Below are 20,596 nucleotides of genomic sequence, written 5' to 3'. Positions count from 1 at the left end.
ATCTGACAGCCGGACGCCGTCAGCTCCGCGATCTGCTGCAACGTGGCACCGATGTCCGACGTACGCGTCGTCGTCATCGACTGCACCGACACCGGCGCGTCTCCGCCGACCGCCACGGATCCGACCTGGATCTGCCGGCTCTTCCGGCGCTCGGCGAGCTTGGTCGGAACGGACGGCATGCCGAGTGAAATCGCAGTCATCTGCTGTGCAACCCCAAGTTGTGGATCAAGGTCCGGTCCCGAAACGGCGGGCTCCAAGCCCCGAGATTACGCCACGCGCGTGGACGCCAGCACATCACCGCCCGTTAAACCCACCCAAAGGGCGGCGGCCGGAAAGAGAGTCTCCCCGGCCGCCGCCAACACCGTGTGGCTAGGAGATTTTCACGGGGTTAACCACGTCGGCCACCAGGACGAGCAAGGTGAAGCAGATAAAGATCCCGGCCACGACGTACGCCACCGGCATCAGCTTGGCCACATCGAAGGGGCCCGGGTCGGGGCGGCGCAGCACCCTGGCCAGGGCTCGGCGCAGCGACTCCCACAGGGCGCCCGCGATATGCCCGCCGTCCAGCGGGAGCAGCGGGAGCATGTTGAACAGGAACAGGGAGAGGTTGAAGCCCGCGACGAGCAGCAGCATCATCGCGATCTGCTGGGACGGCGGGATGTCCAGGGTGAACACCTCGCCGCCGACCCGGGCCGCGCCGACGACGCCCATCGGGGAGTCCGGCTGGCGCGGGGCGTTGCCGAAGGCCGCGTCCCACAGGGCGGGGACCTTGCCGGGCAGGGAGACCAGCGACTCCACGCCGTTCTGCATCATGTCGCCCATGCGCTGCACGGACTGGTCCAGGGACTGGGGGACGATGCCGGCGGCGGGGGTGAAGCCGAGGAAGCCGGCGTAGACGTACTTGCCCTCGACATAGCCGCCGTTGCCGTCCGTCTTGCTCACCTGGTTCTTGATCAGGTGGGTGTGCAGGTCGACCTGCCGCCCCTTGCGCTCGACGGTGATCGTGACGTCCTTGCCGGGGTTGGCGCGGATGTCGGACTGGAGGGTGTTCCAGTCCGGCACCTGCCGGCCGTCGAAGGCGACGATCTTGTCCCCAGGCTTGAGGCCGGCGGCCTGGGCGGGCGTGGCCGGATCGCCCTTCTGGCACTTCGTGCGGTTCTCGCTCTGCTGGATGACACAGTCGGAGACCTTGGAGACCGTGGTGGTCTGCGTCTGGACGCCGAAGGTCATCATCACGCCGAGGAAGACCGCCACGGCGAGCACCAGGTTCATGAAGGGGCCCGCGAACATGACGATGACCCTCTTCCACGGCTTGCGCGTGTAGAAGAGCCGGTCCTCGTCACCGGGCTGGAGTTCCTCGAAGGACTGCGCCCTGGCGTCCTCGATCATCCCGCGCCACGGCGAGGTGGACCGGGCCTCGATCCGGCCGTCGGGGCCCGGCGGGAACATGCCGATCATGCGGATGTAGCCACCGAAGGGGATCGCCTTGATGCCGTACTCGGTCTCGCCCTTCTTGCGGGACCAGACGGTCGGGCCGAAACCCACCATGTACTGCGGCACACGGATGCCGAAGAGCTTGGCCGTCGACAGATGCCCCAGCTCGTGCCAGGCGATCGAGACCAGCAGTCCGAACACGAAGACGACTATGCCGAGGATCATCATCAGGGTCGTCATGCACGAGCCTCCGCGGTTGCCGTCTGCGCCGTCAGTTCTCTCGCCCGGGCGCGCGCCCAGGTCTCCGCTTCGAGGACGTCCGCGACGGTGAGGGAAGTTCCCGCAGCGGGGGTGCCGTGCTCCTCCACCACCCGCGTCACCGTCTCCATGATCCCGAGGAACGGCAGTGCGCCGCTCAGGAACGCGTCGACGCACTCCTCATTGGCCGCATTGAACACCGCCGGGGCCGTGCCCGCGAGCTCTCCCACGTGCCGGGCGAGTCCGACCGACGGGAACGCCTCGTTGTCCAGCGGGAAGAACTCCCAGGTCGAGGCCTTGGTCCAGTCGAAGGCGGGGGCCGCGTCGGGCACCCGCTCGGGCCAGCCGAGACCGATGGCGATCGGCCCTCGCATATCGGGGGGCGTCGCCTGCGCCATCGTCGATCCATCCGTGAACTCCACCATCGAGTGGACATACGACTGCGGATGCACGACAACCTCAATGCGATCGAAGGGAATGTCGTACAGCAGATGGGCCTCGATCACTTCGAGGCCCTTGTTCACCAGGGTCGCGGAGTTGACGGTGATGACCGGACCCATGGCCCAGGTGGGGTGGGCGAGCGCGTCCTCGGGTGTGACATGGGCCAGCTCGGCCCTGCTCCGGCCGCGGAACGGGCCGCCGGAGGCGGTGACGACGAGTTTGCGTACGTCGGCGCGCGTGCCGGAGGCGAGGGCCTGGAAGAGCGCGGCGTGCTCGGAGTCGACCGGGATGATCTGTCCGGGCTTGGCCAGGGCCTTCACCAGCGGGCCACCGACGATGAGCGACTCCTTGTTGGCGAGCGCGAGGGTGCGGCCCGCCTCCAGGGCGGCGAGGGTGGGTGCGAGGCCGATGGAACCGGTGATGCCGTTGAGGACGGTGTGGCCGTCGGAGGCGGCGAGCCAGGTGGCCGCGTCGGGCCCGGAGAGGATCTCGGGAAGCGGCTCCCCGGGGCCGTACTGGGCGCCCAGGGCCTCACGCAGGGCCGGGACGACGTCCTCGCGCGCGACCGCGACCGTGCGCACCCGCAGCCGGCGGGCCTGCTCGGCGAGCAGTCCCACCCGGCCGCCGTTGGCGGAAAGCCCGGTGACCTTGAACCGTTCGGGGTTGCGCAGCACGAGGTCGATGGCCTGAGTGCCGATCGAGCCGGTGGAGCCGAGGATCACGACGTCCCGCACTCCGTCCACGGGGTCGAAGACGAGATGGGGGTCGGCAAGAGGGGCTGGACTGTCGCTCATCCCTCCATTGTTGCCGCACCGCGTCACCGGGAGGACAGGGCATCCCTCGGCCGGGTGGGAACCGCGCAGGCGGGTGCCGCGTCGTCCGCTGAGACACACGCGTTTCTGAAGACCACATGGGTTTCGGGGGAACCATGCGCATCCGCCACCTGACCGTCCTGGCGACAGCCGTGCTGACGCTCACCGCCTGCTCCGGCCACAGCAGTGGCCCGAAGCACCACGGAGGCACAAAGGGCCACGGCAGCCACCGGAAAACCCGGGTGAGCCGGACCGGCGCCACCGCCAGGGCGGCCGGTATACCGCCCGAGCCGACCCCCTCCGAGCGCGCGGGGCTGCTCCGGGCCCTCGCCGCGGCCAACCCGGACATCGTGAGGTACGAGGACAGGGCCGTGGACGCCGCGCGCGACCAGTGCGGCGCGATCAACGGACGTGCCCGGGACCTCGACCATTCGGCGGCGCAGCGCTTCACGTACAAGGACGTGACGACCACCGAGGCCCAGGGCAGGCAGATCAACGCGGCCCTCAGGGGTCTCGGATTCTGCACCCGCTGACGCGGCACCTCCGGCACGCCTGCCGCACGGCTGCCACGCGTCCCGCACGAAGGCCCGGCCGCACGTCACCGAGCGGCCGGGCCCTGCGCACAGACGTGGATCAGCTCTTCGGGATCTTCCTCCTCACATCCTTGCGGGAGGATTCACCCGGATGGGCGTCCCCGATCCACGGGCCCTCGCCGGACGGGTCCACGATCCCCTGCTCCAGCCATGCGTACGTACCGGACAGCACGCCCTTGACCACCTTCCGGTCGAGGTCGTCGGTGTTGCTCCAGAGCCGGCCGAAGAGCTCGTCGACGCGGATCCGCGACTGCCGGCAGAAGGTGTCGGCGAGCTGGTACGCCTCGCGTCCGTGCTGTCCGCTCCTGCGCAGATGCTCGGCCCGCACACAGGCCGCGCTCATCGCGAACAGCTCGGCGCCGATGTCCACGACCCGGCCCAGGAAGCCCTGCTTGGTCTCCATGCGGCCCTGCCAGCGGGACATGCCGTAGAAGGTGGACCGGGCGAGCTTGCGAGCGCTGCGCTCGACGAACCGCAGATGCCCGGAGAGGTCGACCTCACGGTGGAACTCGCCGTAGGCGCCCGGGATCTGGCCCTGCCCGGCGAGCAGCTTCGGCAGCCACTTGGCGTAGAAGACACCGGCGTTCGCGCCCGCCTTCGCCTTGTCGGCCAGGGACTTGTCCGGGTCGATCAGGTCACCGGCCACGGACAGATGGGCATCCACGGCCTCCCGGGCGATCAGCAGATGCATGATCTCCGTGGAGCCCTCGAAGATGCGGTTGATGCGCAGGTCGCGCAGCATCTGCTCGGCCGGGACCGCCCGTTCGCCGCGGGCCTTGAGGGACTCCGCGGTCTCGAAGCCCCGGCCGCCGCGGATCTGGACCAGTTCGTCGGCCATCAGCCAGGCCATCTCGGAGCCGTAGAGCTTGGCGAGGGCGGCCTCGATGCGGATGTCGTTGCGGTCCTCGTCCGCCATCTGCGACGACAGGTCGACCACGGCCTCCAGGGCGAAGGTGGTCGCCGCGATGAAGGAGATCTTCGAGCCGACCGCCTCGTGCAGGGCGACCGGCTTGCCCCACTGCTCCCGGGTTGCCGACCACTCGCGGGCGATCTTCAGACACCACTTGCCCGCACCGACGCACATGGCGGGCAGTGACAGTCGGCCGGTGTTCAGGGTGGTCAGCGCGATCTTCAGGCCCGCACCCTCCGGGCCGATGCGGTTGGCGGCCGGGACCCGGACCCGGTGGAAGCGGGTGACGCCGTTCTCGAGGCCGCGCAGGCCCATGAAGGCGTTGCGGTTCTCGACGGTGACGCCCTCGGACGCCGCCTCGACGACGAACGCCGTGATACCGCCCTTGTGACCCTCGGACCTCGGCACGCGCGCCATGACGACGAGCAGGTCGGCGACCACGCCGTTGGTGGTCCACAGCTTCACCCCGTCGAGGACGTACTCGTCCCCCTCCGGTACGGCCGTCGTGGCCAGGCGGGCCGGGTCGGAGCCGACGTCCGGCTCGGTGAGCAGGAACGCCGAGATGTCGGTGCGGGCGCAGCGCGGCAGGAACGTGTCCTTCTGCTCCTGGGTGCCGAACAATTTCAGCGGCTGCGGTACGCCGATCGACTGATGCGCGGAGAGCAGCGCGCCGATCGCGGGGCTCGCGGTGCCCACCAGGGCGAGTGCCTTGTTGTAGTACACCTGGGTGAGGCCGAGACCGCCGTACTTCGTGTCGATCTTCATGCCGAGGGCGCCCAGTTCCTTGAGACCGTTGATCGTCTCGTCGGGGATCCGCGCCTCGCGCTCGATACGGGCGGCGTCTATCTGGGTCTCGCAGAAGTCGCGCAGCTTGGCGAGGAACTCCTCGCCGCGCTGGACGTGCTCCTCGGCGGGCAGCGGGTGGGGGTGGATCAGGTCCAGCCGGAGACGGCCGAGGAAGAGTTCCTTGGCGAAGCTGGGCTTGCGCCAGGCCTGCTCGCGCGCGGCCTCCGCGACCTGGCGGGCCTCACGCTCGGTGACGGTGGGCTTGGGAGTGGGGGCTGTTGGTGCGGACATGAGGCTCACCTCGCCGCGAATCGGGGCTTATGGGTCGTACGTCGACAGGAAGCCGCAGGGCGGCCAAGGAGGCCGTACGGCGATCTTGCGGGCGTACGTTACTGACCGGTGCTACTCGATCGTTGGTACCCCAATCCGGGAGCCCCCACCAGTCCTCGCGCAGCCGTACGCCCGGGAATATGCCTCAGCGAACGTCCGCCGCATGCGGCTCGATGTCAAGTCGACGGGCGTCTTCGGCACTCTCCGGCACGGGAAGGGCCCGGCGCCGGAAGGCATCGGCGCCGGGCCCTCTCCCTCCACCTTATCTGGAAATGATTGTCATTCGCCAGAGTTCCCCGCGGGGTCGGCGGCGGCCTGGTTGAGGGCCTTTCCCGGCCAACTCGGCGCGTGCCTGCCGTCCCGCGCAAACCACACGCACGCACCAGGTTCCGGGGCCGTCCGACAGCGGAATCTGCTCCGGCATCGGACCAGCGGTCACCGACCTCGCCTCGAGCCTGCCCGACGAGCAGAAGACGCCGGCCGTGGCACTTTCTTCCCAGATCCCGGAAGGAACGGGAGGCTCGGCATCCCACACCTCAACGGTGAGGGCGGCGACATGGGTGTGCTCCGCACTGGCGAAGTCCGGCCGCCCAGGACGCGCGGCAAGAAAGACACCTGCTCGAAACCCTCGGGAAACCGCAGCGGCACCTGACGGTCGTCCCAGTCCTGCAACGCGAATCCCCAGTGATCGACTTCCACCGGATACTCCTGACGGCCAACCAGCTCGGCCACGTCTCCTCCTCCGAGCTGTTGTCGCTGCTCAGCGCCCCTGGCAACGGAAACGGCCGGAGCCCCCGCACAGCGGGCTCCGGCCGTCGGCGTGCGGGGTGGCTCAGAGAGCCAGGCCCGTCAGGATCAGCACACGCTCGTAGGTGTAGTCGTCCATCGCGTACTTCACGCCCTCACGTCCGACACCGGACTGCTTGACGCCGCCGTACGGCATCTGGTCGGCGCGGTAGGAGGGCACGTCGCCGATGACGACACCGCCGACCTCGAGGGCCCGGTGGGCGCGGAAGGCGACCTGGAGGTCGTGTGTGAACACGCCCGCCTGGAGGCCGTACTTGGAGGCGTTGACGGCGGCGAACGCCTCGGCCTCGCCGTCCACCTTCTGCACGGTGAGGACGGGGCCGAAGACCTCCTCGCAGGAGAGGGTCACCTCGGCCGGTACGTCGGTCAGGACGGTCGGCGCGTAGGAGGCGCCGTCCCGCTTGCCGCCGGTCAGGAGCGTGGCCCCCGCGGTCACGGCCTCGTCGACCCAGGACTCCACGCGCTTGGCCGCGTCCTCGCTGACGAGCGGGCCGACGTCGGTGGCGTCGTCGGAGGGGTCGCCGGTGACCTGGGCCTCGACGGCGGCGACGATCCGCGGCAGCAGCCGGTCGTAGACCGAGGCGTCGGCGATCACGCGCTGCACGGAGATGCAGGACTGGCCACCCTGGTAGTTGGAGAAGGTGGCGATGCGGGTGGCGGCCCAGTCCAGGTCCGCGTCGCCGGCGTAGTCGCCGAGGACGACGGCCGCGCCGTTGCCGCCCAGTTCCAGGGTGAGGTGCTTGCGCGGCACCGAGTCCATGATCGCGTAGCCGACCTTGTCGGAGCCGGTGAAGGAGATGACCGGCAGACGCTCGTCCTGGACCAGGGCGGGCATACGGTCGTTGGTGACCGGGAGGATCGACCAGGAACCGGCGGGCAGCTCGGTCTCGGCGAGGAGGTCGCCGATGATCAGGCCGGACAGCGGGGTCGCGGGGGCCGGCTTGAGGATGATCGGGGCGCCGGCGGCGATCGCGGGGGCGACCTTGTGGGCGCACAGGTTCAGCGGGAAGTTGAACGGCGCGATACCGAGGACGACGCCCTTGGGGAAGCGGCGGGTCAGGGCGAGGCGGCCCTGGCCGCCCGCGTCGGTGTCCAGGCGCTGGCCCTCGCCGCCGTTGAAGCGGCGGGCCTCCTCGGCCGCGAAGCGGAAGACGGAGACGGCACGGCCGACCTCGCCACGGGCCCACTTGATGGGCTTGCCGTTCTCGGCGGAGATCAGCTGCGCGATCTCCTCGGTACGCTCGGCCAGCCGCTTGGAGACATGGTCGAGGGCGGCGGCGCGCACATGGGCCGGGGTGGCGGCGAACTCGTCCCGCACGGCGTACGCGGCGGCCACGGCCTCCTCGACCTGGGCCTCGGTCGGCACGCTGACCTTGGCGACCAGCCGGCCATCCCACGGGGAGGCGACGTCGAAGGTGGTCTCACCGGTGGCCTGGCGGCCGGCGAGCCAGAAGGCGTGGGTGGAGGTCATGGTCGAGTCCCGGCCCTTCGGAGATGGGTTGTGCTTGACGTTCGGGGTCCACGGTAGGGCCGGGGCGGCGAAGGGTCGCTTGTCCGGCAAGGAGCAGTGCGAGGGCGGGGTTCTACGGGATGTACAGCGGGAGGCGTCCGGGGTGGAGTCGGAGGAGCGCGCCGGTCGGGGTGCCCCTCCGCCGTCACTCCCCCGCCGTGGCCGTCGCCTTGAGCGCCAGCCACAGCTCCATCCGTACGTCCGGGTCGTCGAGCGAGCGTCCCAGGATCTCCTCGACGCGTCGCATCCGGTAGCGCAGTGTGTGGCGGTGCACGCCGAGGTCGGCCGCCGCCGCGTCCCACTGGCCGTGCCGTGACAGCCAGGCCCGCAGCGAGGCCACCAGATCCCCCCGGCCGGTCGCGTCATGCTCGCGCAGCGCCCGAAGCAGGCCGTCCGCGAAGGCGCGTACCGCGTCGTCCTGGAGCAGCGGCAGCACCGAGCCGGCCGCCAGCTCGTCGTGCTCGACCAGCGACCGGCCGCGCCGCCGGGCCACCGACAGGGCCTGTTCGGCCTGCTTGTACGCGGCCGCCGCGGCGATCGGACCGGCGGGCGCCGAGACCCCCACCACCAACTCGTCCTCGTCGGCGGCCGGCTGATCCCGCGTCGCGGCCCGGGCCGCCTGCACCGCCAGCGCGTACTCCTGGCAGGCCGCGACGGCCGCGCCGCCGTCCCCGGCGAGCACGACCAGTCGCTCCCCGTCGGGCACGACCAGCACGGACTCCCCGGAGCGCGCGGCGGCGGACTCCACGGTCTCCGCGAGCCCGTCCAGCGGGTCGCCGTCCGTCTCGGCCGCGGCGAGCGCCGCCGCGGTCGGTGGCGCGGGCGCCACGCGCGCGTGGCCGTCGGCGTGCGCCCGGGCCGCGGAGGCGGAGGCCGACTCGGCGAGGATCAGCCGGAACGGCGCGTCCAGCAGATCGCCGTACAGATCCCCGGCCACCGCCCGCGCATGGTCGGGCTCACCGGCGAGCAGCATGCGCAGCACGGCCGTGCCGATGCGCTGCTCGGCGGCGTGCAGGGACCGGGAGCGCTCGGTGGTCAGGGTCAGCAGGGCGATGGCGGAGTGGACCGCGTACCGCTCGGCGGTGCCCAGCGCGGCGGCCGTCCCCACGGCGAGCGCGGCCCGCGGGCGGCGTCCGGTGCCCAGGGAGTGCAGCTCGACCCGGTCCTCGCCGTTCGGCCCGCCGACCACGGAACTCGCGGGCGCGGGCCGCTCCCTCAGCCGTTCCACATCGGCGGTCAGCCGGGCGGCGCGCCGCCCGGCCCACTCGGGCGCGGCCGCGACGACGGCGCCGGAGGCGTCGTAGAGCGCGGCCCAGCCGTCGACCTGCTGGGCGAGCGCGGCGAGCAGCCCCTCGGGGCCGTCGCTGAGGGCCTGTCTGGTCAGCTCCCGCTGGGCGGCGAACCCCGCCGTCACGGCCCGGTACTGCTCGGCGGCGATGGCGGCGGAGACGGCCTTGCTGATGGCGAGGAAGGGCGTGCGCCGGGGCACCTCGAGGAGCGGCAGCCCCTCCTCGCGCGCCGCGTCCACGAGCGCCTTGGGGATCTCGTCGTAGTTGACGCCGACGGCGAACCCGAGGCCGACGACCCCGGCGCCCACCAGCCGCTTCACATAGCGCCGCATGGCCTCCGGGTCCTCGGCGTCCAGCTTCAGCGCCGTGATCAGCAGCAGCTCCCCGCCCTCCATATAGGGCACGGGGTCGGCGAGCTCGCTGACGTGGGCCCAGCGGACGGGGACGTCGAGACGGTCCTCACCCGCGCGCACGGTCAGCTTGAGCGCGGAGTGGTGGACGAGCGAGGCGAGCGTGGGGGGCATGGGGCCTTCGGTCTGCACGGACGGGAGTCCTCACGGGATCCGTGACGGAGTCCTTCACGGAATCCGCGAGGGGCACGGACGAGGTGAGCATGGTGATGCTTTGGCCGCCACGTATGAACGACCTCTGTCGATTCTGCCTCACCGTACGGTCCGGCCGTGCCCGTATATCCGGTCCTCCTGCCCGGGAGTTCCGGACACCCCGCGCAAAGGCCTCAGCCGCGCAGGTTCACCAGGAGCGGCGGGGCGTGCTCACCGTTCACGTTCGTCAGGGACAGCACCGCGTGCCCCGGCGGCACCGCGTGCGCCAGCTCCGACGCGGACCAGCGCTCGCGCTCCACCTGGCGGACGGTCACGGCGCGCGCGGTCGGCGCCCGGCCGGTGATCACGCGGCGCAGCATGTGCAGGGCCTTGCCCGCGGGGGTCTCCGCGATGATCTGCCGGTCGGTGACGTCCCGGGCCTCGATCCACTCCTTGCCCCACACCTCGGCGAAGTCCTGCCCGTCCCAGGGGGTGAGCCCGGACAGCGCCATCCGGCACCCGGTGGCGCCGAGCAGCGGCCCGCGCAGCGGCCGGGGCACATCGTCCAGAGTGCGCAGGGTGAGCACGGTGCCGGCGTTCGCGGAGCGCAGCCGCTGGATGCCCCGGACGGCCTCCGGGGTCACCACACCGGTCGCGTCGTCGAGCACCAGGCACGCGAACAGCGACCGGTCCTCGCGCACCGCGACGCTGGCCGTGAACTGGGCGAGCACCAGCCGCGCGAGGATCCGCGAGGCGTCGGCGTGGCCGCGCTCGGGCAGGTCGATACGGACCCGGACCGGGTGGTCCAGGGCGCGCAGCGAGAAGGGGCGGGACTGTCCGGAGGTGTCGAAGAACGAGGCGAAGGCAGGCCGGTCGAGCAGCGCGACCCGGTCGGCGAGGACGGCGCCCACATCGCCGGGGTGGCGCGCCTGGCGCTCGCGCGCGTCCAGCTCCCTCAGCAGCGAGTCCTGTCCGGATTCCGTCAGCGCCTTGCGCAGCGCCGCGAGCGGGCCGGGCGTGCCGTCGAGGAGCTGCCGCAGTTCGGGCACCGACGGGAAGCGGCCGTGGACGGCCAGATAGGGCCCTAGGAGCTGGGCGAGCACGGTGGCCGAGCGGCGGCTGTCCCCGCCGGGGTGGGGGTCGGCGAGATCCCCCACCAGGGCCTCGGCCAGCACGGCCGCCGCCTCGTCGGGGTCGGTGGTCCCGCCGTACAGGTCCAGGTCGTACACCGATTCGGGATGGCCGACGCGTACGACGACGTCGTAGGTGTCCGCCGGGCCGAGTCCGGCGCCCGCCGCGCCGACGACGACCACGGCGGCCCGTCCGGCGAGCGCGTGCAGGCACAGCGACTCGGCGAGCGGCCACACCACCGAGCCGGTCTTGCCGGAACCGGCGGGCCCGACGGCGACCAGGGAGGTGCCCAGCAGATCGGGGCCGAGGGCGAGTCCGGTGCCGCGGTAGCCGTAGGGGTTGCGCGGGTCGTCGACCGTGGTGCCGAGCCGTACCTGGCCGGTCATCAGGTCGTGCCGGGCCAGCCGGACGGGCAGGTCGCGCACCCCGGACGGGTGCGGACAGGCGGCGGCGCCGTCCTCGAGGACCGTGCCGGTGAAGGTGGCCAGGCTGTGCCGGCCGTTCAGCACGCCCTGCCAGGCGCGGGTGATCCGGGCGTGGTCGACGTCCCGCATCAGCCCGGCGCGCGCCTCGGCGGCGAGCCGGTCGGCGGCGTCATGGGCGCCCGCGGCGCGGAGCTGGTTCCACTGGGCGGGGTCGTCCTCGGGGGCGGGCGGGGGCGGCTCGTGCTCGCGGCGCCTCAGGTGGGGCGCCAGGAAGCGGCGCCACACCTCGCCCCAACGGCCCAGCCGGCCCACCGCCAGCATGATCCCGACCACGATGAGAAGGTCGTAGCCGTCCCAGAGGATCAGGTTGAAGACATCGCCGTGGTTGCCGCTCTGGCGCCAGGAGTCCGGAGTCAGCAGATACAGGGGCAGGATCCACCAGTCGCCGAGGTAGCCGTTGGACAGCAGCGACCACAGCAGCCAGCCGACCAGGAACGCGATCAGCGCGCCGCTCAGCAACTGCCGGGCCGGGATCTGCTCGGGCTCCTCATCCGGGCGGGGCCGGTGGCCGAAGCGCCAGACGCCCGGCGCGGCCTGGGGCCGTGGGGCCCGCACCCAGGCGAGGAAGGCGGTACCGTCGGGCAGAGGGGGCACCCCCGGCGCCTCGGTGGGCCTGGGAGGCACCCCGGAGCGTCCCGGGTGTTCCGGCGGCCCCGCCGGACGCGGCACGGGAGTGGCCCGTGTGCCCCGCGCGTCCTGCGTCCCCTCGCTGTCCATCGCCGTTGCCCCCTGACCAGCCGCTCCGTCCACCATCAGCGAGTCAATCTAACGCGCTTCGCGGGGAGTTCACCGCATACGGCGCCGGGCCTGCGGTGATGCGTCACGCTCCGCCGTCTCCCCCGCTATGTCCACGGCGGACAAGCAGCGGCGCACAAGGCGCCCACATGGAGCATGCCCACCCTCCGCAACCGCCTCTAGCCTGCGAGAAAAGAAGGCAAGCGTCCGAAAAACACCCCCGCCGGAGCCCACCTCCACCGGAACACCGGTGCACCGGAACCTCCGGTTCGGTTCGCACGATCATCAGGGAGCCCCCATGAGCGCACTTCCGCAGGAGCGCCGCGTCGTCACCGCCATCCCCGGCCCGAAGTCGCAGGAGCTGCAGGCCCGCCGTACCGCCGTGGTCGCGCAGGGCGTGGGCTCCGTGCTGCCGGTCTTCACCACGCGCGCCGGTGGCGGGATCATCGAGGACGTCGACGGCAACCGCCTGATCGACTTCGGCTCCGGCATCGCCGTGACCTCGGTCGGCGCCTCCGCCGAGGCCGTCGTCCGCCGCGCCTCGGCGCAGCTCCAGGACTTCACCCACACCTGTTTCATGGTCACGCCGTACGAGGGCTATGTGGCCGTCGCCGAGGCGCTGGCCGAGCTCACGCCGGGTGACCACGCCAAGAAGTCCGCGCTGTTCAACTCGGGCGCCGAGGCCGTCGAGAACGCCGTCAAGATCGCCCGCGCCTACACCAAGCGCCAGGCGGTCGTCGTCTTCGACCACGGCTACCACGGCCGGACGAACCTGACGATGGCGCTCACCGCCAAGAACATGCCGTACAAGCACGGCTTCGGTCCGTTCGCGCCCGAGGTCTACCGCATGCCGATGGCGTACGCCTACCGCTGGCCGACCGGTCCGGAGAACTGCGGCCCGGAGGCCGCCGCCCAGGCCATCGACCAGATCACCAAGCAGGTCGGCGCCGACAACGTGGCCGCGATCATCATCGAGCCGGTGCTCGGCGAGGGCGGCTTCATCGAGCCGGCGAAGGGCTTCCTGCCCGCGCTGCGCCAGTTCGCCACCGACAACGGCATCGTCTTCGTCGCCGACGAGATCCAGTCCGGCTTCTGCCGCACCGGCCAGTGGTTCGCGTGCGAGGACGAGGGCATCGTCCCGGACCTGATCACCACCGCCAAGGGCATCGCCGGCGGTCTGCCGCTGGCCGCCGTGACCGGCCGCGCCGAGATCATGGACGCCGCGCACGCGGGCGGCCTGGGCGGCACCTACGGCGGCAACCCGGTCGCCTGCGCGGGTGCGCTCGGTGCCATCGAGACGATGAAGGAGTTCGACCTCAACGCCCGGGCGAGGGAGATCGAGGAGACCATGAAGGCCCGCCTCACGGCGATGGCCGAGAAGTTCGACGTGATCGGCGACGTCCGCGGCCGCGGCGCGATGATCGCGATCGAGCTGGTCAAGGACCGCGCCACCAAGGAGCCGAACCCGCAGGCGGCCGCCGCGCTCGCCAAGGCCTGCCACCAGGAGGGCCTGCTGGTCCTGACCTGTGGCACCTACGGCAATGTGCTGCGCTTCCTGCCCCCGCTGGTGATCGGCCAGGACCTGCTGAACGAGGGCCTCGACATCATCGAGCAGGCCTTCGCGCGCATCTGAGCCAACCGGCACGCCTCCGCCGGGCGCGGCGAAAACCGCGGCCCGGCCACCGGCTGAGCACCCCATGCGCCTCATGCGCCCCGTCCGCCCCGCCCCCCGTTCCCCCGTCAGGATTCCGGGCCGGGGCGGCGGCGGTCAGAGCGTGTGAAGAAGGTGTGGGAGGTGGATGGCAAGACGCGGTTCCGGCTGTCGGAGCGGTTTTTCCTGCCGTAGGTTTCTCGGCAGATGAGAGATACACCCGTCCACAGGGGACTGTGGTCGGCACCGGGCCGGGCCTCCCCAGCTTCGACCTGGTCGTGCCCTCGCGCACACACCCGGGGCCTCCAGCTCCGGATCTCCTCACCGATCGGACGGCCGCACGCCCCAGACCCCCCGGGGCGGGCGGCACCCCGATCCGGCCGGCCGCCTCGGAACCACCCCCCTGTTCCGGGGCGGCCGACTTGCGTTTCTCGCTGAGAACCCCAGGTGTGTCCAGCGCAGGCCGCCCCTGCGAAGCTGTCCCGGTGCCCCCCTCCCCAGCGCGGTACCCCAGGCCCGCGCCTCCCCCGCCCCGCAGCCGGCCGCCCGTTCCGCTGTGGCCGGCCCTCGTCCTGGCCGCCGCGGGGCTGCTCTTCCTCCTGATCACCTGGCAGGTCGTCGCCCATGGGCCGCTCGCGCGGGCGGACCAGCGGATCGACCGGGACGTCGTCCGCCCGGACCAGGTGTCGGGGCTGCTCGCGGACCTGGGGAACATCGCGGTCACCGTCCCCGTCCTCGTCCTGGCCCTCTGCTGGGCGGCCTGGCGCGCCCGGCGGGCGGGGGCGTGCCGATGGTGGCTCCCACCCGTCGCGGCGGCCGGGCTGACGGCGGCCCTGCCCGCGCTGATCGTGCCGCTGAAGGAGCTGATCGCCCGGCCGGGCCCACCCGTCATGGGCCCGTCGACGGGCTTCTATCCCTCGGGGCACACCGCCACCGCGGCGATCGCCTACGGCGCGGCGGCGCTGGTGCTGTGGCCGTGGCTGACCACCGTGCGCGCCCGTCGCGGACTGCTCGCCCTCTGCGCGGCCCTCAACCTGGCCGTGGCTTTCGGCCTGGTCCGCCACGGCTACCACTGGCCCCTTGATGTGGTGGGCAGTTGGTGTCTGTGCGCGGTGCTGCTGTGCGCGCTGCGGCTCGTCCTCGGCCCTCTGCTCGGCCGAGGCGGCCGTCCTCGGTCCCGGCCGGCATAGCCGGCCGGGAGATCAACCGGTTGTCCAGACCTCCGGCGGGCGCGGCCGCCCGCCGGGGACGGTTCAGCTGTCGAAGCCCAGCCCGAGGCGGTCCATCGCCCTCAGCCAGAGGTTGCGCCGTCCGCCGTGGGCGTCGGCCCGGGCCAGCGACCACTTGGTGAGCGCGATGCCCGTCCAGGCGAAGGGCTCGGGCGGGAAGGGCAGCGGCTTCTTGCGGACCATCTCCAGCTCCGTCCGTTCCGTGCGCTCCCCCGCCAGGAGATCCAGCATCACGTCCGCGCCGAAGCGGGTGGCGCCCACACCGAGCCCCGTGTATCCGGCCGCGTACGCGACCTTGCCCTGGTAGGCCGTCCCGAAGAACGCCGAGAAGCGCGAGCAGGTGTCGATGGCGCCGCCCCACGCGTGGGTGAAGCGGACGCCCTCCAGCTGCGGGAAGCAGGTGAAGAAGTGCCCCGCGAGCTTGGCGTACGTCTCCGGGCGGTCGTCGTACTCGGCACGCACCCGCTTGCCGTACGGGTAGATCGCGTCGTAACCGCCCCACAGGATGCGGTTGTCGGCCGAGAGCCGGAAGTAGTGGAACTGGTTCGCCGAGTCCCCGAGTCCCTGGCGGTTCCTCCAGCCGATCGACGCCAGTTGCCCGTCGGTGAGCGGCTCGGTCATCAGCGCGTAGTCGTAGACCGGGATGGTGTACGAGCGCACCCGTCGCACCAGGCTGGGGAAGACGTTGGTGCCGAGCGCGACCCGGCGCGCGCGGACCTGTCCGTACGGGGTGCGTACGGCCATGCCGGCGCCGTACGGCCGCAGGGTGAGCGCGGGCGTGTGCTCGTGGATCCGGACGCCCAGGCGGAGGCAGGCGCGCTTGAGGCCCCAGGCCAGCTTGGCCGGATGGACCATGGCCACGCCCCGGCGGTCGTACAGCCCGGCGAGGAAGGTCGGCGAGTCGACCTGCTCCCGTACCGCCTCCGCGTCCAGGAACTCGGTGCCCTCGGCGAGGCCCTGGCGCCGCATCTCGTCGTACCGGTCCCGCAGCTCCCACGCCTGGTACGTCTCGGTCGCCACGTCGATCTCGCCGGTGCGCTCGAAGTCGCAGTCGAGGTCGTGGCGGGCGACGGCCTTCTCGATCTCGTCCAGGTTGCGGGCGCCCAGTTCCTCGAGCTTGTGGATGTCGTTCGGCCAGCGGGCCAGGCCGTTGGCGAGGCCGTGGGTGAGGGAGGCGGCGCAGAAGCCGCCGTTGCGGCCCGAGGCGGCCCAGCCCGCCTCGCGGCCCTCCACCAGCACCACGTCCCGCTGCGGGTCGCGCTCCTTGGCGATGAGCGCGGTCCACAGTCCGCTGTAGCCGCCGCCGACGACCAGCAGGTCGCAGGTCTCGGTGCCGGTGAGGGCGGGCTCGGGGTGGGGCTTGCCCGGGTCTTCCAGCCAGTACGGGACCGGCTGTGCTTCGGAAAGAGATTTCGTCCAACGGGTCATGGCGCTTGGGGCCATGATTTCAACTCCCTACCAGTGCATTACACGGAGCGGTTTACGCCTTCTGGCGGTTTCGGCGATTACTCAGGGCCATGGAGGCCAGGACCAACAGGACGGCGACGATGAACATGGCCGTACCGATGACATTGATCTGAACGGGCGTTCCGCGCTGTGCCGATCCCCAGACGAACATGGGGAAGGTGACGGTCGAACCCGCGTTGAAATTGGTGATGATGAAATCGTCGAAGGAGAGCGCGAAGGCGAGCAGCGCGCCCGCGGCGATTCCGGGGGACGCGATGGGTAGGGTGACGCGCAGGAAGGTCTGCACGGGCCCGGCGTAGAGATCCTGGGCCGCCTGCTCCAGGCGCGGGTCCATCGACATCACACGCGCCTTGACCGCGGTGACGACGAAGCTGAGACAGAACATGATGTGCGCGATGAGGATCGTCCAGAAGCCGAGCTGCGCGCCCATGTTGAGAAAGAGGGTGAGCAGCGAGGCCGCCATGACGACCTCGGGCATCGCCATCGGCAGGAAGATCAGCGAGTTGACGGCGCCACGGGCGCGGAAGCGGTAGCGCACCAGCGCGAAGGCGATCATCGTGCCGAGGACGGTTGCGCCGAGCGTCGCCCACACCGCGATCTGGAGGCTGACCGACAGCGAGCCGCACATGTCGGCGACACCGCACGGGTTCTTCCAGGCGTCCGTGGAGAACTGCTGCCACTCGTAGTTGAAGCGCCCCTTCGGTTTGTTGAAGGAGAACACCGTGACGATGACGTTCGGCAGCAGAAGATATCCGAGCGTCAGCAGCCCCGCGAGAACGACGAGATTGTGCCTGAGCCAGCGTACGAAGGCCATTTAAACCAGATCCTCCGTCCCGGACCTGCGAATGTAGACCGTGACCATGATGAGGATCGCGGCCATGAGGATGAAGGAGAGCGCCGCGGCCGTCGGATAGTCGAGGATCCGCAGGAACTGCGTCTGGATGACGTTTCCGACCATGCGGGTGTCCGTCGAGCCGAGCAGATCGGCGTTGACGTAGTCACCGGACGCCGGGATGAAGGTCAGCAGCGTGCCGGAGACCACACCCGGCATCGACAGCGGGAAGGTGACCTTCCGGAAGGTCGTCAAGGGCTTGGCGTACAGGTCGCCCGCCGCCTCGTGGAGGCGTCCGTCGATGCGCTCCAGCGAGGTGTACAGCGGCAGGATCATGAACGGCAGGAAGTTGTACGTCAGACCGCACACCACCGCCAGCGGAGTGGCGAGGACGCGGTCGCCGGCGGTCCAGCCGAGCCAGTTGGTGACGCCCAGGACATGCAGCGTCCCGAGGGCACCGACGACCGGGCCGTTGTCCGCGAGGATCGTCTTCCAGGCCAGGGTGCGGATCAGGAAGCTGGTGAAGAACGGGGCGATCACCAGGATCATGATCAGGTTGCGCCAGCGGCCCGCGCGGAAGGCGATGAGGTACGCCAGTGGGTAACCGAGCAGCAGACACAGCAGCGTCGCGGCGGCCGCGTAGAGGACCGAGCGGACGAACTGCGGCCAGTACTGGCTCAGCGCGTCCCAGTAGGTCGCGAAGTGCCAGGTGACCTTGTAGCCCTGCTCCAGCGAACCCGTCTGCACCGACGTGGACGCCTGGTAGATCATCGGCAGCGCGAAGAAGACGACCAGCCAGAGGATGCCGGGCAGCAGCAGCCAGTACGGCGTGAGACGGCCCCGCTTGCGCGGGGGCTTGGTCTCGGGGGCGGTGGGCGCGAGGGGTGGGGGCGCCTCGGTGACAGCGGTCATCAGGCGGCCACTCCCTCTTCCGGCTCTACGGTCTCCACGCCGGCGTCGATGTCCTGCGCCGCGTCCAGGCCGAAGGTGTGCGCCGGGTCCCAGTGCAGGACGACGTCGGCGCCGGGCACCAGGCGCCGGTCGCGGTCGATGTTCTGGGCGTAGACCTCGAACTCCGGGCAGACGGGGCTGTCGATGACGTACTGGGTGGAGACACCGATGAAGCTGGAGTCGGCGATCTTGCCCGTGATGCGGTTGCGGCCGTCGGGTATCTCCCCCGCGTCGTCGGCGTGAGTGAGGGAGATCTTCTCCGGGCGGACACCGACCAGCACCTTGCCGCCCGTCCTCGTCGGCGCGGAACATCGGGCCTCGGGCAGCGAGAGTTTGCCGCCGCCCGCCTTGAGGATGATCTCGTCGCCGCTCTTGGCATCCACCTCGGCCTCGATCAGGTTGGAGGTGCCGAGGAAGTTGGCGACGAAGGTGGTCTGGGGGTTCTCGTAGAGGTCGGTGGGCGAGCCGAGCTGCTCGACGCGGCCCGCGTTCATCACGGCGATCGTGTCGGCCATGGTCATGGCCTCCTCCTGATCGTGCGTGACATGGATGAAGGTGATGCCGACCTCGGTCTGGATGCGCTTGAGCTCCAGCTGCATCTGCCGGCGCAGCTTCAGGTCCAGGGCGCCGAGGGGCTCGTCGAGAAGGAGCACCTTGGGGTGGTTGATCAGCGCCCGGGCCACGGCGACGCGCTGCTGCTGGCCGCCGGAGAGCTGGTGCGGCTTCTTGCGCGCCTGCTCGCCGAGTTGCACCAGGTCGAGCATCTCCTCGACCTGCTTCTTCACCGACTTGATGCCGCGTCGGCGCAGACCGAAGGCGACGTTCTCGAAGATGTCGAGGTGCGGGAAGAGGGCGTAGGACTGGAAGACCGTGTTCACCGGCCGCTTGTACGGCGGCAGGTGCGTCACGTCCTGGTCGCCGAGGCGCACGGCGCCCGTGGTGGGCTCCTCCAGGCCGGCGATCATGCGCAGGGTGGTGGTCTTGCCGCAGCCGGAGGCGCCGAGCAGGGCGAAGAAGGAGCCCTGCGGCACGGTCAGGTCCAGCGGGTGAACGGCGGTGAAGGCGCCGTAGGTCTTGGAGATCCCAAAGAGGCGGACGTCGCCGCTGTTGTCTGGTGTCGTCATCGTCGTCACGCCCCTGTGAGCTTCGAGAACTTCTGCTGGTAGGCCGTCTCTTCCTTCTGCGTCAGGGCGCGGAAGGCATGGGACTTCGCCTGCATGGCCTTGTCGGGAAGGATCAGCGGATTGCTCGCCGCCGCCTTGTCGATCTTCGAAAGATAGGGCTGCACTCCCGCGACGGGGCTCACGTAGTTGACGTACGCGGCGAGCTCGGCGGCCGGCTCGGGCTCGTAGAAGAAGTCGATGAGCCGCTCGGCATTCGTCTTGTGACGCGCCTTGTTGGGGATCAGCATGTTGTCGGTAGACGTCATGTAGCCGCTGTCGGGGATGACATAGCCGACGTCGGGGTTGTCCGCCTGGAGCTGGACAATGTCGCCGCCCCACGCCACGCAGGCGGCGAAGTCGCCCTTGGTGAGGTCCGAGGTGTAGTCGTTGCCGGTGAAGCGGCGGATCTGGCCCTTGTCGACGGCCTTCTGGAGGCGGTCGATCACCGCGTCGTAGTCGTCGTCGGTGAACTTGGCCGGGTCCTTGCCCATGTCGAGCATGGTCATGCCGATGCTGTCGCGCATCTCGGTGAGGAAGCCGACGCGGCCCTTGAGCTTGGGGTTGTCGAGCAGGTCGGAGACCGACTTCACCTCGACGCCGTCGAGCGCCTTCTTGTTGTACGCGATGACGGTCGAGATGCCCTGCCAGGGGTAGGAGTACGCCCGGCCCGGGTCCCAGTCCGGGGCGCGGAACTGGTCCGACAGGTTGGCGAAGGCATGCGGCAGGTTGGACGGGTCCAGTTTCTGGACGTATCCGAGCCGGATCATCCGGGCGGCCAGCCAGTCGGTGAGGACGATCAGGTCGCGGCCGGTGTCCTGGCCGGCGGCGAGCTCCGGCTGGATCTTGCCGAAGAACTCGTCGTTGTCGTTGATGTCCTCGGTGTACTTGACCTGGATGCCGGTCCCCCTGGCGAACGCGTCGAGGGTGGGGTGCCGCTTGGTCTTGTCGTCCACGTCGATGTACTCGGGCCAGTTGGAGAAGTTGACGACCTTCTCCTTGGCCGAGTGGTCGTCGGCGGACGTGCCTCCCGGGTTCTTGTCGGCCGCGGGGATCCCGCAGGCGCTCAGCGCCCCGAGTCCGCCGACCGCGAGCGCGCCGCCCGCGGTGGCGCGCAGCAGCGAACGGCGGGTAAGGGAGGCCCCGCCGTTGCGGAAGCTGCGCCGCATGGCGGCCACTTGGGCCGGGGAGAGGCGGTCGGGCTCGTACTGCTCCATGCGCGTGGTGCCCTTTCGGGAAGGTG

Annotated in this window: 15 protein-coding genes; 3 read left to right on the top strand and 12 right to left on the bottom strand. The window is 70.8% G+C overall.

The window, feature by feature from the left end; all coding sequences use genetic code 11:
- From ACIP94_RS32725 to dxr, 3 genes are all read right to left on the bottom strand, one after another.
- Positions 1-200: flavodoxin-dependent (E)-4-hydroxy-3-methylbut-2-enyl-diphosphate synthase (locus ACIP94_RS32725; protein WP_030422095.1), on the bottom strand; the 200-nt coding region annotated here is incomplete at its 3' end.
- A 169-nt stretch (positions 201-369) separates the two neighbouring features.
- On the bottom strand, positions 370-1,674 hold the full coding sequence (locus ACIP94_RS32720) for a M50 family metallopeptidase (protein WP_402433843.1): 1,305 nt from the start codon (positions 1,672-1,674) through the stop codon (positions 370-372).
- Positions 1,671-2,927, bottom strand: coding sequence for a 1-deoxy-D-xylulose-5-phosphate reductoisomerase (gene dxr, locus ACIP94_RS32715; protein ID WP_402433841.1), 1,257 nt, complete (start codon positions 2,925-2,927; stop codon positions 1,671-1,673). The genes ACIP94_RS32720 and dxr overlap by 4 nt, the downstream gene beginning before the upstream one ends.
- 134 nt (positions 2,928-3,061) lie before the next feature.
- On the opposite strand from dxr, the gene ACIP94_RS32710 reads away from it, so the two are divergent.
- Positions 3,062-3,478, top strand: coding sequence for a hypothetical protein (locus ACIP94_RS32710; RefSeq protein ID WP_402433838.1), 417 nt, complete (start codon positions 3,062-3,064; stop codon positions 3,476-3,478).
- A gap of 100 nt (positions 3,479-3,578) precedes the next feature.
- Here the strand turns inward: ACIP94_RS32710 and ACIP94_RS32705 are convergent, their stop codons facing one another.
- The 4 genes from ACIP94_RS32705 to ACIP94_RS32690 all read right to left on the bottom strand — a co-directional run bounded on the left by ACIP94_RS32705 (position 3,579) and on the right by ACIP94_RS32690 (position 12,045).
- Positions 3,579-5,525, bottom strand: coding sequence for an acyl-CoA dehydrogenase family protein (locus tag ACIP94_RS32705; protein WP_402433835.1), 1,947 nt, complete (start codon positions 5,523-5,525; stop codon positions 3,579-3,581).
- Between the two features lie 871 nt (positions 5,526-6,396).
- The gene (locus tag ACIP94_RS32700; protein ID WP_402433833.1) at positions 6,397-7,842 is read right to left on the bottom strand and encodes an aldehyde dehydrogenase family protein; all 1,446 of its coding nucleotides are present in this window, start codon (positions 7,840-7,842) and stop codon (positions 6,397-6,399) included.
- 184 nt (positions 7,843-8,026) lie between these two features.
- A complete protein-coding gene (locus ACIP94_RS32695; RefSeq protein ID WP_402433858.1) occupies positions 8,027-9,694 on the bottom strand; it encodes a PucR family transcriptional regulator in 1,668 nt (555 codons plus the stop codon).
- A gap of 212 nt (positions 9,695-9,906) precedes the next feature.
- Entirely contained in the window at positions 9,907-12,045 is a 2,139-nt protein-coding gene (locus ACIP94_RS32690; protein WP_402433830.1) for an ATP-binding protein, read from the bottom strand.
- Between the two features lie 316 nt (positions 12,046-12,361).
- On the opposite strand from ACIP94_RS32690, the gene gabT reads away from it, so the two are divergent.
- Together gabT and ACIP94_RS32680 are read left to right on the top strand one after the other, a co-directional pair.
- Positions 12,362-13,696, top strand: coding sequence for a 4-aminobutyrate--2-oxoglutarate transaminase (gene gabT / locus ACIP94_RS32685; protein WP_402433827.1), 1,335 nt, complete (start codon positions 12,362-12,364; stop codon positions 13,694-13,696).
- Between the two features lie 503 nt (positions 13,697-14,199).
- A complete protein-coding gene (locus ACIP94_RS32680; RefSeq protein ID WP_402433824.1) occupies positions 14,200-14,904 on the top strand; it encodes a phosphatase PAP2 family protein in 705 nt (234 codons plus the stop codon).
- A 63-nt stretch (positions 14,905-14,967) separates the two neighbouring features.
- On the opposite strand, the gene ACIP94_RS32675 is transcribed toward ACIP94_RS32680, so the two are convergent.
- The 5 genes from ACIP94_RS32675 to ACIP94_RS32655 are packed head-to-tail and all read right to left on the bottom strand — an operon-like array spanning position 14,968 to position 20,570.
- Complete coding sequence (locus ACIP94_RS32675; protein ID WP_402433821.1) at positions 14,968-16,386, bottom strand: NAD(P)/FAD-dependent oxidoreductase; 1,419 nt, start codon at positions 16,384-16,386, stop codon at positions 14,968-14,970.
- Between the two features lie 37 nt (positions 16,387-16,423).
- Positions 16,424-17,224, bottom strand: a complete 801-nt coding sequence (locus ACIP94_RS32670) for an ABC transporter permease (RefSeq protein WP_402433818.1) — start codon at positions 17,222-17,224, stop codon at positions 16,424-16,426.
- A complete protein-coding gene (locus ACIP94_RS32665; RefSeq protein WP_402433815.1) occupies positions 17,225-18,154 on the bottom strand; it encodes an ABC transporter permease in 930 nt (309 codons plus the stop codon).
- On the bottom strand, positions 18,154-19,326 hold the full coding sequence (locus ACIP94_RS32660) for an ABC transporter ATP-binding protein (protein ID WP_402433812.1): 1,173 nt from the start codon (positions 19,324-19,326) through the stop codon (positions 18,154-18,156). Before ACIP94_RS32660 ends, ACIP94_RS32665 begins: the two co-directional genes overlap by 1 nt.
- Positions 19,323-20,570 carry a PotD/PotF family extracellular solute-binding protein gene (locus ACIP94_RS32655; RefSeq protein ID WP_402433809.1) on the bottom strand — a complete coding sequence of 416 codons (1,248 nt, stop codon included), beginning with the start codon at positions 20,568-20,570 and terminating at the stop codon, positions 19,323-19,325. The genes ACIP94_RS32660 and ACIP94_RS32655 overlap by 4 nt, the downstream gene beginning before the upstream one ends.
- Positions 20,571-20,596 lie beyond the last annotated feature (26 nt).

Source organism: Streptomyces sp. NPDC093261 (assembly GCF_044753645.1).
Lineage (GTDB): Bacteria > Actinomycetota > Actinomycetes > Streptomycetales > Streptomycetaceae > Streptomyces.
Note: the sequence above shows the minus strand (reverse complement) of the source record. Positions and strands in the feature narration are given on the sequence as shown.

Coding starts and splice junctions, on each gene's coding strand:
- ACIP94_RS32705 (WP_402433835.1), bottom strand. CDS start 5,525: ATGTCCGCACCAACAGCCCCCACTCCCAAGCCCACCGTCACCGAGCGT.
- ACIP94_RS32665 (WP_402433815.1), bottom strand. CDS start 18,154: ATGACCGCTGTCACCGAGGCGCCCCCACCCCTCGCGCCCACCGCCCCC.
- ACIP94_RS32670 (WP_402433818.1), bottom strand. CDS start 17,224: ATGGCCTTCGTACGCTGGCTCAGGCACAATCTCGTCGTTCTCGCGGGG.
- ACIP94_RS32710 (WP_402433838.1), top strand. CDS start 3,062: ATGCGCATCCGCCACCTGACCGTCCTGGCGACAGCCGTGCTGACGCTC.
- ACIP94_RS32675 (WP_402433821.1), bottom strand. CDS start 16,386: ATGGCCCCAAGCGCCATGACCCGTTGGACGAAATCTCTTTCCGAAGCA.
- dxr (WP_402433841.1), bottom strand. CDS start 2,927: ATGAGCGACAGTCCAGCCCCTCTTGCCGACCCCCATCTCGTCTTCGAC.
- gabT (WP_402433827.1), top strand. CDS start 12,362: ATGAGCGCACTTCCGCAGGAGCGCCGCGTCGTCACCGCCATCCCCGGC.
- ACIP94_RS32720 (WP_402433843.1), bottom strand. CDS start 1,674: ATGACGACCCTGATGATGATCCTCGGCATAGTCGTCTTCGTGTTCGGA.
- ACIP94_RS32690 (WP_402433830.1), bottom strand. CDS start 12,045: ATGGACAGCGAGGGGACGCAGGACGCGCGGGGCACACGGGCCACTCCC.
- ACIP94_RS32695 (WP_402433858.1), bottom strand. CDS start 9,694: ATGCCCCCCACGCTCGCCTCGCTCGTCCACCACTCCGCGCTCAAGCTG.
- ACIP94_RS32700 (WP_402433833.1), bottom strand. CDS start 7,842: ATGACCTCCACCCACGCCTTCTGGCTCGCCGGCCGCCAGGCCACCGGT.
- ACIP94_RS32655 (WP_402433809.1), bottom strand. CDS start 20,570: ATGGAGCAGTACGAGCCCGACCGCCTCTCCCCGGCCCAAGTGGCCGCC.